The sequence below is a fragment of the Thermobacillus sp. genome, assembly GCF_003390775.1.
Classification (GTDB): Bacteria; Bacillota; Bacilli; order Paenibacillales; family Paenibacillaceae; genus Thermobacillus; species Thermobacillus xylanilyticus.
Genome location: NZ_QEWA01000054.1, coordinates 13,999 through 29,884 on the forward strand (window position 1 = coordinate 13,999; position 15,886 = coordinate 29,884).

The window sequence follows — 15,886 nt, forward strand, 5'->3', positions numbered from 1 at the left end:
CATCACCGCGCCTGGGGGTGCAGCTGTTCCTGCAGCAGCTGCGTGAGATAGTCGAGCAGACTCTCGCGAAGATCTTGGCGCTGCAGCGCGAACTCGACCGTGGTGCGGATGAACCCCATTTTCTCGCCGACGTCGTAACGGGTGCCCTCGAACTCGAACGCGTACACCGCTTCCGTCTCGTTCAGCTTCGCGATCGCGTCGGTCAGCTGGATTTCGCCGCCGGCGCCGGGCTCGAGGCTGCCCAGAATGTCGAAGATCGTCGGGCTCAGAATATACCGCCCCATGATGGCAAGATTCGACGGCGCGGACCCCTGGGACGGCTTCTCCACCAGCCCGGCCACGCTGTAGAAGCCGTGGTCGATCGGCTTGCCGTCCACGATGCCGTAGCGGTGCACCTCGTTGTCCGCCACGGGCTTCACGCCGATGACCGACGAACGGTACCGGTCATGCTGATCCATGAGCTGGCGCAGCGCCGGACGTTCGGCACGCACGATATCGTCCCCGAGCAGCACGGCGAACGGCTCGTTGCCGATGAATTTGCGGGCGCACCAGACGGCGTGGCCGAGTCCGCGGGGCTCCTTTTGCCGGATGTAGTGGATGTCCGCCATCTGCGAAGGCTTCTGCACCTCGCTGAGCAGGTCGAGCTTGCCCTTCTCCAGCAGGTTGTACTCCAGCTCGAAGGAGTTGTCGAAATGGTCCTCGATCGCCCGCTTGCCCTTCCCCGTGACAATAATGATGTCTTCGATGCCCGACGCCACCGCTTCCTCGACGATGTACTGGATGGTCGGCTTGTCGACGATGGGCAGCATCTCCTTCGGCATCGCCTTCGTCGCGGGCAGAAAACGCGTGCCGAGTCCTGCAGCCGGAATGATCGCTTTCTTGACGCTCATGTTCGCATCCCTCCCATGTTCTGGCCAGCCCGTTATCTGACGGCGGAAGCCGCCGGCGCAAGCGACGCCGCGGATCGGCCGTCCGCCGATGCGGCTTTCGGCTGCGCGGAACCAACGCCCGATGCGAAGGAAGCGCCCGGCGCAGCCGCTGCCCCCGTTGCGGCAGCTTCCTCGTGCGACGCTTTTCCGGCCGTCTTCGCGGCCGCTGCAAAAGCCGTCTTCGTGCGTCCGTTCGCCAGCGCCAGCAGCCAGGCGCGCAGCGTCTCCCGGTCCGCCTCCGCAAAATGTTCCGCCAAATCCTCGATTTCCCGGATCGGAATGCGCTGCGATTTGCCGACGTGGATTTTCGGATACACCTGATGGTCCTGCACTTCTTCCGGATTCATCAGTTCTTCAAACAGTTTCTCGCCGGGACGGATGCCGGTGAAGCGAATGCCGATGTCCTCGACCGCGTACCCGGACATGCGGATCAGGTTGCGCGCCAGGTCGACAATTTTGACCGGCTCGCCCATGTCGAGGACGAAGATCTCGCCGCCCTTCGCCAGCGCGCCGGCCTGGATGACAAGCCTCGACGCCTCGGAAATCGTCATGAAATAGCGCACCATGTCCGGATGGGTCACCGTCACGGGGCCGCCGGCTTCGATCTGCTTGCGGAACCGCGGAATGACGCTGCCCCGGCTGCCCAGCACGTTCCCGAACCGGACGGCGACGAATTTGGTCCGGCTGATGCCGTCCATGTACTGGATATACATTTCCGCCAGACGTTTCGAGGCGCCCATGACGCTGGTCGGATTGACCGCTTTGTCCGTCGAAATCATGACGAAAATATGTACACCGTGCAAGCTCGCCGCCCGGGCCGTGTTCATCGTGCCGATCAGGTTGTTCTTCACCGCTTCTTCCGGGTTCCGCTCCATGAGCGGCACATGTTTGTGCGCAGCGGCATGGTAGACGACATCCGGCCGGTGAATTTGCATGACATGCATCATTTTCTGCGCGTCCTGGATGTCGGCGATCTCCGTTACCATTTCTATTCCGGCATCCCCGTACATATCCCTGAGTTCCATCTCGATGGAGTAGATGCTGTTCTCGCCGTGTCCGAGCAGGACGAGCTTCTTCGGCTGGAATTTCGCCACCTGCCGGCAAATTTCCGAACCGATCGAGCCGCCCGCGCCCGTGACGAGGATGGTGCGGCCCGTCACATAGCCTGAAATGCTGTCGATGTCGAGTTCGACCGGCTCCCGTCCGAGCAGGTCTTCCACTTCGACATCCCGGAGTTCGCTGACCGATACGCGCCCCGTCGCCAGATCTTCAAGTTTCGGCATGATCTGCGTCTTCGCTTCCGTCTTGGCGCACTCCTCGAAGATGCGCCGCAGCGCCTTCTTCCCGAGCGACGGGATGGCGATCACGATGTTCTCGATCCGCTTCTCCCGTGCGATCCGCTCAATCCGGTCGATGCCGCCGAGCACCGGGAGACCGAGGATGTCCAGCTTGTGCTTCGCCGGATCGTCGTCGACGAACGCGACCGGCCTCAGTTCCGACCCCGGCTGGAGCAGCTGGCGCGCCACCATCGTGCCCGCCGCGCCCGCGCCGACGATCAGTGTCCGCTTCCGGCCGTCGCCGCCGGGCATGCGCGCGCTCCGGTACAGCCGCCAGCACAGCCGCGATCCGCCGATGAACAGCATGTGCAGCATCCAGGTGACGGCCAGCAGGCGGAAGTAGATGTCTTTGACGAGCAGCTGCTGGATGATGGCAGCCGTCGCGATGGACAGCGTGACCGCCTTCGCGATGGCGATCAGCTCCCCGATGCTCGCGTATTCCCATGCTTTTTTGTAGAGCTTGTAGAAGTATGCGTACAGATGGTGCGAGAAGAGCAGGGCGAGCGAACTGACGATCAGCGGAAACGTCAGCACGTTGATCGACGCCTCGAGCAGAATGCGGCCTGCAAAAATGGCGGTGATGACGATCAAGGAATCGAGCGAGAGCAGAATGGACAACCGTCTGCGATAAGACATGTTCTTCCTCCTTACCCGTGCGGGCTTGCCTGCTTTAACGGTCCGGTTTCCTCGCCCTGGCGCGCATGGTGCGCGTCATCCGTCTCCCCGGCGTCATTCCGTTTCCCCGTCCGGCGGAAACCGCAGCTTTAAAGCAAGCAAGCGTCGAGACCGGCGACCGCGGGAGCCTTGCACGGCGCGTTCTCCCGCGATCCCGGCGACTGCGGATTCGACCGCGAACGGCGCCGTCCGCTACACGCTCGTCGCCTGCTGCCGGAGAAGCCGGTCGAACAGACCGCTCCGGTCGGCCGCCAGCGCGGCATACCTTCCGCACTGGACGATGCGGCCCTGCTCCATGACGACGACCTGGTCGGCCCCCCGGATCGTGGAGAGCCGGTGCGCGATCACGATGATCGTCATGCTGCCCCTGAGCCTCTCCAGTGAATGCAGGATGGCGGCTTCGCTCTCCGAATCGAGCGCGCTGGTCGCCTCGTCGAGGATGAGGATGCCGGGCTTGCGCAGGATGGCCCGCGCGAGCACGATGCGCTGCCGTTCGCCGCCGGAGAGCCGGATGCCCCGGTCGCCGATCGGCGTGTGGATGCCCTGCGGCAGCCGGCTGACGAACGATTCGGCCGCCGCGAACCGGAGCGCCTCATGCACCTCTTCTTCCGTCGCGTCGGGCCGCGCCATCCGCAGATTGTCCAGAATCGTCCCGCCGAAGAGGAACGGGTCCTGCGGCACATAGCCGACACTGCGCCTGAGCGCCGCCAGCCGCTCGTCCGTCAGCGGTACGTCGTCGATCCGGATCTCGCCTTCCTGCGGCCGGATGAGTCCCATGACCGCATCGACGAGCGTGCTTTTCCCTGCGCCGGAATGCCCGACGATCGCGGTCGTCGCACGGGCCGGAATGAACAGGTCGATGCCGTCGAGCGCCTTTCGGCCGCCGGCCCCTTCATAGCTGAACGCGACGCCGCTCAGCCGTATGCCGTACTCCAGTCGGAGCTGCCCGCTCTTCGCATCGGCTTCCGCGTCCGCCAGCGCCGCATCCCCGCGCGAAGCGGTCTCGCGCTCCCGCTTGCACTCCGCAAGCAACGCCTGGACGGATGCGAACGCCGGAGCGGCGGAGGCGAGCTGCTGCGCCTGCGTCTGCAGCATCGTGATCCGCGGCCACAGCCGGGCGAAGATGAGCACGATCAGCAGCAGGATGTGCGGCGGCGTGTGCAGCATGCGGACGGCAGCATAGGCGAACGCCGCGACGAGCACGGCCGATGCGATCCGGTAGCCCGCGTCCGTCGCGGACCGCAGCCGGATGTAGGCGAGCTGTTCCTGGAGCAGCCGTTCCGTGATGCCGCGAATCCACTTGCGGCCCCCGTCCGCCATGTCGTTGCTCTTGATGTCCTTCATGCCCTGCAGCCGGTCATGGACGCCGGCCAGATAGTCCTGCGCCAGTTCCGACGTCAGGCTGCCGAGCGCCCTGGCCTTGCCGATCAGCCGGCGGGAGATGAGCAGCACGGCCGCGCCGCACGCGAGCACGAGCGCCGTCAGCGCCCACGACATCGCAAGCGCGATGCCGATCTGCAGGACGGTGTAGATCAGGGCGGACGCGGCCTGCAGCACCAGCCCCATGCCATACAGCATGCGCGCGGTCTCGGTCGTCATCGCGTTCATCAGGTCGGTCCGCCGCTTGCGCAGGTAGAGACTCCACCGCGCATCCTGCAGCGCGTCGAACAGCTCGATCCGCAGGTTCCGTCCGAACCGGTTCACGATCCGCGTGCTCTGGATGGCGACATGCCGCTGCAGCGCGCTCTGCAGCACCACGGCCAGCACGAACAGGCCCAGCAGAACGGGCAGCAGGCTGTCCGCAGGCAGCGTCTTGAGCCTGCCCAGGAGCGGCGCAAGGAACGGCACCGAATCGTGCGCCCCGTCCAGGAAGCCGCTGGCGCCGAGCAGCGGAACGATCAGCAGGATGCCGGCGCCTTCGAACAGGCCCGCCAGCGCCATGCCGGCGATCACCGGGGCGAGCGGCGCGCCGGCGTATCGGCGCAGCAGCTTTACCGCATGCAGCATCGCCTTCATGGCCCGTCCAGGCTCCGCCCGAAGGCGGCATACATGCCGACGACGGTGAACCTGTTCCTCTCTTCCGCACCGGTAATAAAACGGCTTCCGCTTCGTAGCCAGGCATGGGCGGCCAGCCGGCCGGCTTCGTCCCGGCCGGTCCCGAGATAAAGCGTGTACTCGATGCCGCGCCGCTTCAACATCCGTATGACCGCCAGCGCGCGGACCAGACATTTGCATTCCCACCACGCGATACGGCTGGCGATCCGGACAGCGTCGGCGATGCGGTCGATCTGCTGTGCAAGCTCGCGCGGATGTTCCCGCCACTCGGTCTCGCTGCGGGGAATGCCGATCATCGGCGCAATCCGGCGGAACGGGAAGAGAAGCAGCAGCCGAGACCACGCAAGAGACAGCCAGGCCTCCGCAAGCAGCGCCGCCGTGTCCGGCCGGTCCAGCAGCAGCCGGACGGCGCGCGAAGCCCTGGCGGACGCCCGCGAGAGGCCGGGCATGGCCGGCGACCGCCTCACCGGCGGGTCACCTCGATCATTTTCTCGCGCTGAAGCGAGGCGAGAAATTTCAGCACATCGCGTTCGCACGTCTCCCGGTCGATGTCGTACTCCGCCGTCAAGGCGGAGACCAGATCCGGGATGGCAATGGGACTTGCGATCAGTTCCCAGATGCGGCCGCCTTGCTTGCCGAGATTGTAATACTTGCCGTTCTCCACGCTGAGCATCACTTTCTCCCCGTTCATGTCGCTGACGATCGCGCCCGGCTTCTGGACGACGATGCAGTCGGCCGCGATCAATTCCTGCTGGATCATCGGCTCACCTCCCCATCGGCATGCGTCTCTATGAGACGCGCGGATTCCCGCGCCGCGAACACCTTCGCCGGCCGCATCAGCCGATACATGCCGGTCTTCTCCGCCAGCTTAACCGCCGTCTCGAAATGCCAGGCGGCAAGCCCGGACGGCACGATCAGCGACCGCCGGAACGTGTGGCGATACAAGGTATAGCACCGCTCCAGCTTGGCAATCGGCTGAAGCTCCGGCGTCTGCCCGTCGGAATGGACGAGCTCATAGATATGTACAAGCGGCACCGGTTCCGGCCAGAACGCGCCGTCCGCCGGGACCGCGTATTTCGTCTCCCTCTCGAAGAGCGGCCTCAGCCCGCTGCCGGCAATCTGGAGCCGGTCGAGGCTGTCCTGCCAGAGCTTCTGCTGCGGGTAGGCCGGCATGACCAGCGGCGTGCCGCGCTCATCGAAGACGATGGCGGCGACGTCGTCCGTCACCAGACGGAATCCGCGTTCCAGCAGCGCCGCGGACAGCGTCGACTTGCCCGCGCCCGATTCGCCGACGATGGCGTATGCGCGCCCGTCGCGCGCCACGACGCTGCCGTGAAGCGGCAGGATGCGCCGCTGCAGCAGGAGCGCGCCCATGCACGTGCCGAGCACGTACAGGCGGATCCGGTCCTCGTCTGCTCCGCTGTAAGCATGCACTTCGATCCGGTTGCCGTTCGTGATCCGGAAAGCGGCCGTCTGCGGAACCCGGAACGAGACGATGCCTTCCGCCGCATACAGTCTGCCGCCGCCTCCGCCTTCCGCCCATTCCGGCTCCGCCTCGCCGCAGCGGACGACGGTCAGATCGGCGTCGCCGTCAGGCCGGGTGCCGTCTCCGAGTTCGGGCAGCGGGATGTCGCTGTCAATCCGGAGCCCGAAGGCCCGGTACCTATAGCCGGTATTTGTCCTGGTCACGCTTCACACTCCATCCGGGGCCGGGAACGGGCCTTATAAGCGGCACGCTTATAAGGCCGCATCCCGCTCAGGCTGCAAGGTTCAGCTGTAGTGCACTTCTTCGTCTTCATCCGGCTGTACGCCGTCCGGTTTTGCCTTACCCGGACCTGCCGCCGTCAACCGAACGTCCAGCACTTCCAGTTCGGGCGCCTGCCATTCCTTCTTGCGCATGCGGATTTCACCTCCTCCCCCGTAATCTGACAAAACGGCGGAATATGATCCCGCGCATCAGCATGCGGAAATCGAGATCGTAGGCATATTCCGGTTTCGGTGCTTCCCGCACTTTGAGCAGCGATTCCTTAAGCATCTCCAGGTCCAGGTAGTCGCGCATCGCTTCATCGTCCAGCATCTCCTGCGCCTCCCGGATAAACGCAGGCCAGGCGGCTTTCATCCGGTGAACGCCGTCGGCTCCCTGTGCGCCGCGCACCTTCTGATTGAGCCGGACCTTATCCGGCAGATAGCCCCGGGCAGCGCGGCGGATAAGCGCGCGGTCGACGCCGTCCCGCACGCACTGCTCTTCCGGCACGGACAGGCAGAAACGGACGACACGCAGATCGTTCGAAGGGTCCCGGTCCCAAACGGCGTACCTGAGCGACAGTTTCGTGGCGTACGTGCCGTTCAAGTTCCAGAAGCACGTCTGTTTGAACAGCCTCCTGCGCGCCTCATACGCGCTGCGCACGTTGCCTTGCACAGGCAATCCCTGCCGTCTGAGACGCTCGACAACGCCGGTTTCTTCGAGCAGGCGCGGGCTTGCCAGCACGGGATGCCGCATGCCGGACGCGCCGGCGCCGACCGCCCTCCGCCAGACCGACCCGAGCACCCGCCTCCGGCCGACGCCGATCCGCCGGGCGTAGCCTTCCAGCTCGCGATAGAACCGGACCAGTCTGAGGCGTTTGAGCAGCGCGGTCTGGTAATCGAGCGCCGGCCCCCAGGAGATCGTCCAGTTGCCGCGCTGACCGTTCAGCAGGACGGCGATGTCCCGCTCCGCGGCCCGCTCGAAAATCCCTTTCAGCCAGAACGAATTCTCGAAGAACTTGTAGGGCATCTCCATGACATCCAGCCAATCGTCGATATCCGAATACGGATTCCGGTCCGGAAAATCGCAGTATTCCGGGACGATGTTCCCCGCGTGCTCGACGACGGCGCTGATATACGCCCTTTCGTCCGCCATCCGGCTACGCGGCGTCCAATCCGTAAAGTCCGCCACCGGCACATAGCTGAAGGTGTACAGCGCTCTGCCCCTGGCGCGGAGTTCGCGGGCGGCGAACGCGGCGACGGATCCCGAATCCAGCCCGCCGCTGAGATGCGCGCCCACGCCGCGGTGCGTGCGGAGCCGCGCCTTCACCGCCGCGCCGAGCACGTCGCGCAGCGCTTCCTCGTATTCCGCATCCGAGCCGAGCTTCAGTTTCTCCCGAGGTTCCTCGATGCGGCAGTAGAGCTTCAGCGTCAGCCGGCCTAACGCGTCCGCAACGAGGTAATGGGCAGGCGGCAATTGTTCGATGCCTTCGTGGACCGTCATCCGACCGTCGACGGCGTCCACGGTGTACGGAAGGGCGAGGTATTCCGCAATCCATTGCCGGTTGAGCGCGCCGGGCAAATGCGGCAGTCCGAGAAGCGGAGCCATGACGGTGCTGAGCCAGACCGTTCCGCTTGACGGGTCCCGGGTAAAATAGAGCGTCCGCGCGCCCGAATAATCCCGCGCCGCATACAACCTCCTCCCGCGTTCATCCCAGATGGCGAAGGCGAAATCGCCCACCAGCCGTTCCGCCATCCCCGTTCCCCAGACATCATAAGCGAGCAGGAGCAGCTCCGGGTCCGTCAAGGCGCTGCGGCGGACGGCCTCGATCCCGAGCGCTTCGCACAGCTCCTCCCGGTTGTCGAGGATCGCGTCGGCGACGACGGCCAGCCCCCGTTCCGGATCATGCAGCGGATTGCGCTCGCCGACCGACTCGGGCGTAATCCACTGGGCGCGGCAGCCGAAGAACACGTTCGACCGCGCTTGCCATGCCTGCTCGTCGTCCGCCGGAAACCGGGACAATGCTTGCATCATGGCGGCTCCCTGCTCCATAATCGCCGGATTGTCATGTATGCCATAAATGCCGATGATCGCGCTCATACCATCCTCCGGCCGCATCATTTGTTCCTTATAGAGAACAATCACCAAAAAAAATAATAGACAAACATCGTTTTTCTCAAAAAAACATTCTGTAAAGCGAACGCACCTGCATCGTAGCACCCAATCACCCGGCTGTCAATCCATCATTCGCATCCGCGATCTGCATCCCCCGCCGCATGCGATTGGCGCGGTGCGCGATTGCCGCGCGGCCGCGGTCAATCGCATGCCTGCGGGGGAGTTTTCCGGCCTTCAGGCCGCCGGGCTCAGGGGACTGGAAGATGCCTCAAGGTGCATCGTCTTGACGAGCCGTTCAATCTCTCCGCCCGGAATCGCGAGCACTTCATACAGCCGGATGACGACTTTTTTGAACGCATCCGTAGTCTCCCGATCGCCGAGCTCGATCTTCTTCAGGCCGGATCCCAGGCGGCCGGCGCCCGCCAGCGCATACGTCTGGGACATCAGCACATGCCCGCTCGGGTCGGCCGCTTCCAGCTTGAGCCGGACGGACCGCTCGTCGAACGTCATATTGACCGCCCGCGAGATGCCGAAGTCAAGCGTGACGAGTCCGGACGGGTCAAGCGATCCGGAACGGATCTCCACCTTGAACGGATACATGTCGGCGGCACCGCCGGACTCTTCCGCATCCGCCCCGGCCAGCGGGATGCTGACCGCGCCGACCGGCAGTTGGAACGTGTCCGGACTGCCGTCCAGCAGCGTGAGCTGCGCCTGCTCGTCCGACCCGGCGGAGAGGGGCAGGGTGAACGTATAGCCGATCATCATGCCGACGCCCGGCATCAGCATTTTCTGCCGCACATCCATCCGTTCGCCCGTGTAGCTGACGCCTTCGGACGTCATCCATTCCACGCCGAAGTCCGGAATGGCCACGGAAACGCCGGATCGATTCACAAGCCTGAATTTCGCAACGGCTGTCAGGAAGCCGTCGCCCGCCTGTTCGAATCGACGCACTTCGGCCAGCGCAATGTCGACTTCGTTCGCCAGATTCGGCCTGAGCGTCGACGAGACGCGGATCGGGTCAAGAAGGTCATATGACGACTGAACGGTCTGCGTATCGGGGTGGGCGGGCGCCTTGATCTGCAGGCGGCCCGCTTCATACCGGATGGTGCCGGATGCGTCCGTGAAACTTTCCGGCGTGCTGATCGTGAAGCTCAGCCAGGCCTCCGGACTGTCCAGCCGCATGACGAAGTGCAGATAGCGCGACGATCCCGGCTGAACCGCGATCGGTCCGCTCTCCGCCCGCTGCGCGGAGTAGTAACTCTTCACGGTCTTGCCGGACACGGTGAACTCCGGAACCCAGGCCTGCCGGCTGCCCGTATTCCGCACCTGCAGCACGAGGACGGTTGTCGTGCCCTGCGGGGTGTGCCGCTCCGCGAGCCGGACGGGCGTGTAAACCAGCTCGGCGGATTCCGCCGGAATCGTGAACGACGCGCCCCATTCTTTCGACCGCTGCGCATCCTTGAACACCGTGGAGGGGCCGTACCATTCCAGACCCGCGACGGGCATGTTCAGCATGTTGGTTTCTTTCTTCGGGTAAACGTATTCGTCAACGTTCACCCATGCAAGCCGTTCAAGCGTGAAAACATCGGAACGCCCCACGGTCAGCATGTAGCTGAGTTCGGCCTTCTCCTGCGGCTGCACGATGCGCGGATTGTCGGCGGACGGCTTCAGCGTATAGACGACGCCGCCCGTCGTCACCGCGCGCAGCTCGTATCCCGGCACGGCCACGGCACGGCTGGCGGTATTGTACAGCCGGACGACCGCGCCGATTCTGACGCCCTCCGGAACGCGTTCGTTCAGCACCGTCTTCACGCCGGCCTTGAGCACGCTGTTCAGCGTATAGGGCGTATCGCTCGCCGTCCCGGCGGGCGCGGCCGAGACGGTGGTGGCGGCCGAACCCGGAGACGCGGCCAGGGCGATGATCAGCCCGGTCATGATCCATGCCGCCCAGCGTTTCCATCTTCGTCTGTTCATTCCGCTTGTCCCTCCTTGCCGCTCCGTTCAACGATCACGCGTTCCCCGTCGGTGAGCGCATTGACGCCGGTAATCGCGATGCTCTCGCCTTCGCTGACACCGGACAGCACTTCATAATAGGATGGTGTCGACCGGCCGGTCTTCACTTCGCGTTTTCTCACGATATCGTCTTCGATGACGAACACATACCGCCGGCTTCCTTCCTCGAGCACGGCGTACTGCGGCACCGCAAGCGCGGACAGTTCGGCTTCTTCCGACAATTCGACGGCTACCTTCATGCCCGGCTTGAGCCGGCCGTCGCGATTCGGCACCGTGAGTTCCAGCACATAAGCGTTCCGCTCGGGATCCGGGATGGATGACAGATAGCTCACGGGCGCTTGTCCCTGCTCTTCGCCGCCGGGCAGCACATACTTGAGCTCGGCCTTGCCCCGCACATATTGCGCGCCTTCTTCGTTCAGGTAAGCGACGATCCGCACCGGATCCACCTGCTCGATCCGCCCGACGGGCACGCCCTCCCGAACCATCATGCCTTCAATTAATGTCAGTTGCGTGATGACGCCGCCGACCGGCGCCTTGATCGTAAGCTGTTCGAGCGCCTCGCTCCGCAGCTGCAGCGCCAGCTCCGCATCAGCCAACCGGTTCTCCAGTTCCGCCATCCGGTCGGACTGGTTCAGTGACTGCAGCCGCTTGCGCGCAAGTTCCAGATCCTGACGGTAGGATTCGAGTTCCGATGCCGACCGGTCGACGTCCTCTTTCGTCGCCAGGCCGCTGTCGTAGTCGTTACGGACCTTGTTGTGCTGGCGCTGCAATTCGTTCAGTCTGATCTCCATCTTGCGAATCTCCGCCGCGAGCTCCTGCCGGCTGACCGACAGTTCCTGGCGGGCCGTCCGGAGCGCGCTGTTCGCCTGGTCGACGGCGGCCAGCGCCTGCTCATAGGCCAGATTGACCTCTTCGGAAGACAGCTGCGCGATCGGTTCGCCTTCCTCCACGGTATCGCCGAGCTTTTTGTGCAGCGTCTCGACCGTGCCGGAGATCTTCGGTTCGACATCGAACTGAATCGAGGACTCGACATCCGCCGTAATGTGAATCGGTTCCTCGATCTGCCGCACGGCCACCGTCTCGGCCCGCACGGACCGGATCTGCGGCGTTACGTCCGCCTCTTCCCGCGGGGCGGAGAACGCGTCGAGGAGCGTGCATCCCGCGGTCATCGACAGACACAGCGCGACGACCGCGGCATTACGAGCGTTGCGCGCCGCCTGCCGCATCCTTCGCTCTCGTTGCACCGGCCCAACCTCCTCATTTGCCGTAATAGTCCGAATAGGGATCCAGCGCTTTCCGATTCATTTTGTTCAAGACCGCGCCAAGCAGGTTCGCATTGGCCTGCACCAGCTCGGTTTTCGCCTTCAGGACGGCTTTCTCCCGCGCCTTGCCGCTTTCGAGCACGAGCAGCACGCCGTCGCATTTGGCGGCGAGAATCTTCGCGTCGATGGCGGCCAGAATCGGCGGCGTATCGATGATGACCATGTCGTATGCCTGCTTCAGCAGCGCGATCAGCTCCGTCATCCGTTCGGAAGCCAGCAGGTCCGAAGGATTCGGGACGCTGCGCCCCGCGCCGATGAACGCCGCGCCGACCATCGTGTCCGTCAGCACGTAAGACGGCATCATGCCGGGATCGAGCAGATAATCCGTAAGTCCCGGGCTGCGGCGCCGATCTATCACCTGATGAAGCGTCGGCTTGCGGATGTCCCCGTCGACCAGGACGACGGTGCGGCCGGCCCGCGCATAGGCGGACGCCAGGTAGAGCGCCGTGGTCGATTTGCCTTCGCCGGGGACGGCCGAGGCGACGGCGACGGCGCGGATCGGCCGGCGGCGGGAAGCGAACTCGATGTTCGCCTTGAGCGTCCGGTAGGCTTCCATGAACGGCGACACATCGTCGACCTGCAATGTCGGCGCGTCTTTATTTGACCGCGGCATAAGCTTCCTCACCGATCCTTCCCTGGGTTCCCTTGCGGCTGCGGGTGCGGCCCGAACGCAGTCTCGTCTTCGGCACCGAGGCGAGCGTCGAGACGCCGAGCACCCGCACGACATCCGCCTCGTCCTTGATCCGGTCGTCGAGCACATCGAGCAGGATGGCGATGCCGACGGACACGATCAGCGACGCCGCGAAGGCGAGAAAAATATACGTAGTGTGCTGTTCGTTCACCGGATTGGGACTCGCCGACAGCTTCGCTTCGGTCAGCAGCACGGCGGAATGGCCCGGCGAAATTTTCGGCAGCTCCGTGACGAACACGTCCGTAATCGCATTGACCATCATGACTGCCCGTTCGTACGAAAACCCGGTGACCGAAATGATCATGACGGACGTGTTGTTCAGCGCATGGACGGAGACACTGCGGATGAGCTCCTCGGTCGAGGCGTCGAGCTGCGGGTACCGCTCGACCACTTTGTCCATGATGATCGGCGTGCGGATGATCTCCTTGTACGTTTCGATCACGCCGCCTCCGGAGGACATTTGTCCGATGTTCATGACGCCCCGGCTGAACGGATCCGCCGCATCCGCGCTGTTGACATACAGTTTCGTCTGCGCCGCATAGAGCGGCACATAGGTGTTGTAACTGAAGTAAGCGGCGCCGATGGTGCATGTCAGCACGATCAGGACGATGAGCCAGAGCCTGCAACGCACGATCCGCAAGTATTCCCGCAAATCAATGTCTTCGGATTTCAAAGGTTGTCGCCTCCAGACGACCCGCCCGCTTCAGACGAACCCGATATGGGGGTCCGCCGGCCGGGCGGATCGGCGGTTTGTTCGCCGTCAAAGCAAATGTTGTTCTATATAGTGAACATGCCGGCATGCGCCGGCCAGCCGCAGCCGCCGGCTGCGCCGCCGTGCAGAGCCGAAACCCGCGCATTCACTTCGTGCGCTTAAGACGCTCCGGGTTGCGAAGAAATTCGCGAATTTCCTCAATCGTCAGACCAATCCTTCTCGCCAGCTCGATCAATGCCGCCCATTCCGGATCAAAAGTCTGCACCCCGGCATTCATGTTTTGACCAGCCTCCCCAGACTCATGCATGACGGTTTCTCCTCCGCACGCGACGGTTTGTTCGTTTTAAGAAACCATGCTATAATTCATATGACCGCTAAATCAGGAACTTTCATGCAAAGGACGAGACGGCTAATGGAAAGCATTGGAGCAAGAATCAAGGCCATCCGGACGCAGCGCCGGATGTCGCTGTCGGAATTGGCCGAAGCGGCAGGCGTGGCCAAATCCTATCTCAGCAATGTCGAACGGGGGATCCAAAACAATCCGTCCATCCAGTTTATCGAGAAGATGGCCTCCACCCTCCGCGTGCCGGTCCATGTCCTGCTGTTCGGCGAAGCGGAGCCGGAAGGCGCACTTGATCCCGAATGGACGGAGCTTGTCCGGGAAGCGATGGCGTCCGGCGTCGACAAAGAGCAGTTCCGGGAATTTCTCGAGTACCAGAAATGGCGAAAATCGCAATAGCGTCATGCCGCAAATTCCGCCGGACAGTTCACGATATCGAACAACTTGTCCCTATGATATGATACATTTCGTATCATGTCAACCCTATAACGTTCCATTTTGTATTCCACGAGTGCACGGAAATTGACGCAACAAGGCGAAAGCCTCCGAACCTGCTTGAAGCCGGGGTTTGGAGGCTTTCGATTGCAACTACTGACAACCCTTATGTGTGAAACAACGAAACTGGGACACGTCATTCGCGACGAAACAGGGCAAAAATTGCCTTGAAGCGTCAAATAAGACCGCTCAGTTTCGCAAAAATTCGATTGAGGCCGAGTTTGGCAAAATAACGCTTCTCAGTTTCGTTAGAGTTCCTCCGGTTCTTTGCCCAAGTGCGGGGACGAACACGATGAACGGCACCGCATGCCGTTGCATAAGCAGCGAAGCCGCCCGGCTCGTCCGACACCCCCAACAAAGTCACCTCTCGCCGCTAACGCTCGTCCGCGCACAGCAATAAGCCCGCAGGCGGCTCCCATGCCGCTGCGGGCGATCCAAGGCCGACCGAGCGTGCCCCGCCTACGTCCCCTCCGTCCGCGAAGCACTCGGCTCCTCGTACGGCTCGACATGGACGTGTACATTCGCGATGTTGTGCCGGCGCTCCATCCGGCGCTCGATTTCGTCGCTGATCTGATGGCTCTCGATCAGCGACAGTTCGGGATCCACCTGAATGATGACGTCGATCAGGACATTGCTGCCGTGAATGCGCGCCTTGATGTCCTTGATTCGCCGGACGCCTTTCGTCCGCTCGATCGTGCCGCGCAGCGTCTTCAGTTCCTTCTCGTCGAATCCGTCGGTCAGCGTATGCGTCGAACTGCAGAAGATGCCCCAGGCCGTCTTGAGGATGAGCAGGCCGACGACAACGGCAGCCACCGGATCGAGCCACGGCATGCCGAATTGGGAGCCGAAGATGCCCGCCGCGGCGCCAACGCTGACGAGCGCGTCGGACAGATTGTCCTTGGCCGCGGCCATCAGCGCCTGGCTGCGAATGCGCGCCGCAAGCCGCCGGTTGTAGACGTAGACGATCAACATGACGAGCGCGGCGGCCAACGCGATCCAGGCGGATGCCGGGTCCGGCGCGGCCCGATCACCTGCGATGATCGACCGCCCGGCGTCGATCAGCACCTGCAGGCCGACCATGGCCATGATGAAGGAAGCAATCAATGCGGCGATCGTCTCGGCCCGGAAATGGCCGTAAGGATGATCCTTGTCGGGCGGCTTGCGCGAGATGCGCAGACCGATGAGCACCGCCGCGGAAGCGGCGATATCCGACAGATTGTTGTAGCCGTCCGCGGTCAGCGCGCTGGAGGACAACACGTACCCGGCGGCCAGCTTGATGCCCGAGAGCAGGAGATAGGCCGCGATGCTCGCCCATGCCCCCCGCTCGCCGGCTCGAATGTTTTGATACGGGTCCAGCCCGGGCACCTCCGTTCCATCGTTTCATCCACAACAGCAGTATGATAACCGACCGGTTCCGTGTGGGTCCAGAGAAACAGTTTTGACACGGTGCGCGACTTT

The 15,886-nt window shown here is 63.4% G+C and carries 15 protein-coding genes; 1 reads left to right on the forward strand and 14 read right to left on the reverse strand.

Annotation, left to right across the window (positions count from 1 at the left end):
• Nucleotides 1-2 precede the first annotated feature (2 nt).
• The 13 genes from galU to C6W55_RS15605 form a co-directional block, all read right to left on the reverse strand.
• Nucleotides 3-890, reverse strand: a complete 888-nt coding sequence (galU, locus tag C6W55_RS15545; protein WP_286893704.1) for a UTP--glucose-1-phosphate uridylyltransferase GalU — start codon at nucleotides 888-890, stop codon at nucleotides 3-5.
• A gap of 32 nt (nucleotides 891-922) precedes the next feature.
• Nucleotides 923-2,902, reverse strand: coding sequence for a polysaccharide biosynthesis protein (locus tag C6W55_RS15550; RefSeq protein WP_286893706.1), 1,980 nt, complete (start codon nucleotides 2,900-2,902; stop codon nucleotides 923-925).
• 231 nt (nucleotides 2,903-3,133) lie between these two features.
• Nucleotides 3,134-4,957, reverse strand: a complete 1,824-nt coding sequence (locus C6W55_RS15555) for an ABC transporter ATP-binding protein (protein ID WP_286893708.1) — start codon at nucleotides 4,955-4,957, stop codon at nucleotides 3,134-3,136.
• On the reverse strand, nucleotides 4,954-5,463 hold the full coding sequence (locus C6W55_RS15560) for a lasso peptide biosynthesis B2 protein (RefSeq protein ID WP_286893709.1): 510 nt from the start codon (nucleotides 5,461-5,463) through the stop codon (nucleotides 4,954-4,956). Before C6W55_RS15560 ends, C6W55_RS15555 begins: the two co-directional genes overlap by 4 nt.
• The gene (locus C6W55_RS15565) at nucleotides 5,460-5,756 is read right to left on the reverse strand and encodes a lasso peptide biosynthesis PqqD family chaperone (RefSeq protein WP_015255974.1); all 297 of its coding nucleotides are present in this window, start codon (nucleotides 5,754-5,756) and stop codon (nucleotides 5,460-5,462) included. Before C6W55_RS15565 ends, C6W55_RS15560 begins: the two co-directional genes overlap by 4 nt.
• Nucleotides 5,753-6,685, reverse strand: coding sequence for an HPr kinase/phosphorylase (locus C6W55_RS15570; RefSeq protein WP_213484413.1), 933 nt, complete (start codon nucleotides 6,683-6,685; stop codon nucleotides 5,753-5,755). The genes C6W55_RS15565 and C6W55_RS15570 overlap by 4 nt, the downstream gene beginning before the upstream one ends.
• Nucleotides 6,686-6,766: 81 nt before the next feature.
• Nucleotides 6,767-6,895, reverse strand: coding sequence for a paeninodin family lasso peptide (locus tag C6W55_RS15575; RefSeq protein WP_286893712.1), 129 nt, complete (start codon nucleotides 6,893-6,895; stop codon nucleotides 6,767-6,769).
• A 7-nt stretch (nucleotides 6,896-6,902) separates the two neighbouring features.
• A complete protein-coding gene (locus C6W55_RS15580) occupies nucleotides 6,903-8,840 on the reverse strand; it encodes an asparagine synthase-related protein (protein ID WP_286893714.1) in 1,938 nt (645 codons plus the stop codon).
• A 249-nt stretch (nucleotides 8,841-9,089) separates the two neighbouring features.
• Nucleotides 9,090-10,829, reverse strand: coding sequence for a hypothetical protein (locus tag C6W55_RS15585; RefSeq protein ID WP_286893716.1), 1,740 nt, complete (start codon nucleotides 10,827-10,829; stop codon nucleotides 9,090-9,092).
• Nucleotides 10,826-12,112, reverse strand: coding sequence for an efflux RND transporter periplasmic adaptor subunit (locus C6W55_RS15590; RefSeq protein WP_213484417.1), 1,287 nt, complete (start codon nucleotides 12,110-12,112; stop codon nucleotides 10,826-10,828). The genes C6W55_RS15585 and C6W55_RS15590 overlap by 4 nt, the downstream gene beginning before the upstream one ends.
• 13 nt (nucleotides 12,113-12,125) lie before the next feature.
• Entirely contained in the window at nucleotides 12,126-12,803 is a 678-nt protein-coding gene (locus C6W55_RS15595) for a CpsD/CapB family tyrosine-protein kinase (RefSeq protein ID WP_286893717.1), read from the reverse strand.
• A complete protein-coding gene (locus tag C6W55_RS15600) occupies nucleotides 12,787-13,554 on the reverse strand; it encodes a YveK family protein (RefSeq protein ID WP_286893719.1) in 768 nt (255 codons plus the stop codon). The genes C6W55_RS15595 and C6W55_RS15600 overlap by 17 nt, the downstream gene beginning before the upstream one ends.
• A gap of 184 nt (nucleotides 13,555-13,738) precedes the next feature.
• Entirely contained in the window at nucleotides 13,739-13,900 is a 162-nt protein-coding gene (locus C6W55_RS15605) for an anti-repressor SinI family protein (protein WP_244860535.1), read from the reverse strand.
• Nucleotides 13,901-14,005: 105 nt separating this feature from the next.
• Here C6W55_RS15605 and C6W55_RS15610 point away from each other — a divergent pair, with 105 nt between their 5' ends.
• Nucleotides 14,006-14,332 carry a helix-turn-helix domain-containing protein gene (locus C6W55_RS15610; protein WP_286893722.1) on the forward strand — a complete coding sequence of 109 codons (327 nt, stop codon included), beginning with the start codon at nucleotides 14,006-14,008 and terminating at the stop codon, nucleotides 14,330-14,332.
• Between the two features lie 555 nt (nucleotides 14,333-14,887).
• On the opposite strand, the gene C6W55_RS15615 is transcribed toward C6W55_RS15610, so the two are convergent.
• Entirely contained in the window at nucleotides 14,888-15,793 is a 906-nt protein-coding gene (locus C6W55_RS15615; protein ID WP_286893724.1) for a cation diffusion facilitator family transporter, read from the reverse strand.
• Nucleotides 15,794-15,886: the final 93 nt, after the last annotated feature.

What these genes read in the sequence shown, in the direction of transcription:
- galU (WP_286893704.1), bottom strand. Translation starts at nt 890, where the DNA reads ATGAGCGTCAAGAAAGCGATCATTCCGGCTGCAGGACTCGGCACGCGT.
- C6W55_RS15550 (WP_286893706.1), bottom strand. Translation starts at nt 2,902, where the DNA reads ATGTCTTATCGCAGACGGTTGTCCATTCTGCTCTCGCTCGATTCCTTG.
- C6W55_RS15555 (WP_286893708.1), bottom strand. Translation starts at nt 4,957, where the DNA reads ATGAAGGCGATGCTGCATGCGGTAAAGCTGCTGCGCCGATACGCCGGC.
- C6W55_RS15565 (WP_015255974.1), bottom strand. Translation starts at nt 5,756, where the DNA reads ATGATCCAGCAGGAATTGATCGCGGCCGACTGCATCGTCGTCCAGAAG.
- C6W55_RS15575 (WP_286893712.1), bottom strand. Translation starts at nt 6,895, where the DNA reads ATGCGCAAGAAGGAATGGCAGGCGCCCGAACTGGAAGTGCTGGACGTT.
- C6W55_RS15580 (WP_286893714.1), bottom strand. Translation starts at nt 8,840, where the DNA reads ATGAGCGCGATCATCGGCATTTATGGCATACATGACAATCCGGCGATT.
- C6W55_RS15585 (WP_286893716.1), bottom strand. Translation starts at nt 10,829, where the DNA reads ATGAACAGACGAAGATGGAAACGCTGGGCGGCATGGATCATGACCGGG.
- C6W55_RS15595 (WP_286893717.1), bottom strand. Translation starts at nt 12,803, where the DNA reads ATGCCGCGGTCAAATAAAGACGCGCCGACATTGCAGGTCGACGATGTG.
- C6W55_RS15605 (WP_244860535.1), bottom strand. Translation starts at nt 13,900, where the DNA reads ATGCATGAGTCTGGGGAGGCTGGTCAAAACATGAATGCCGGGGTGCAG.
- C6W55_RS15610 (WP_286893722.1), top strand. Translation starts at nt 14,006, where the DNA reads ATGGAAAGCATTGGAGCAAGAATCAAGGCCATCCGGACGCAGCGCCGG.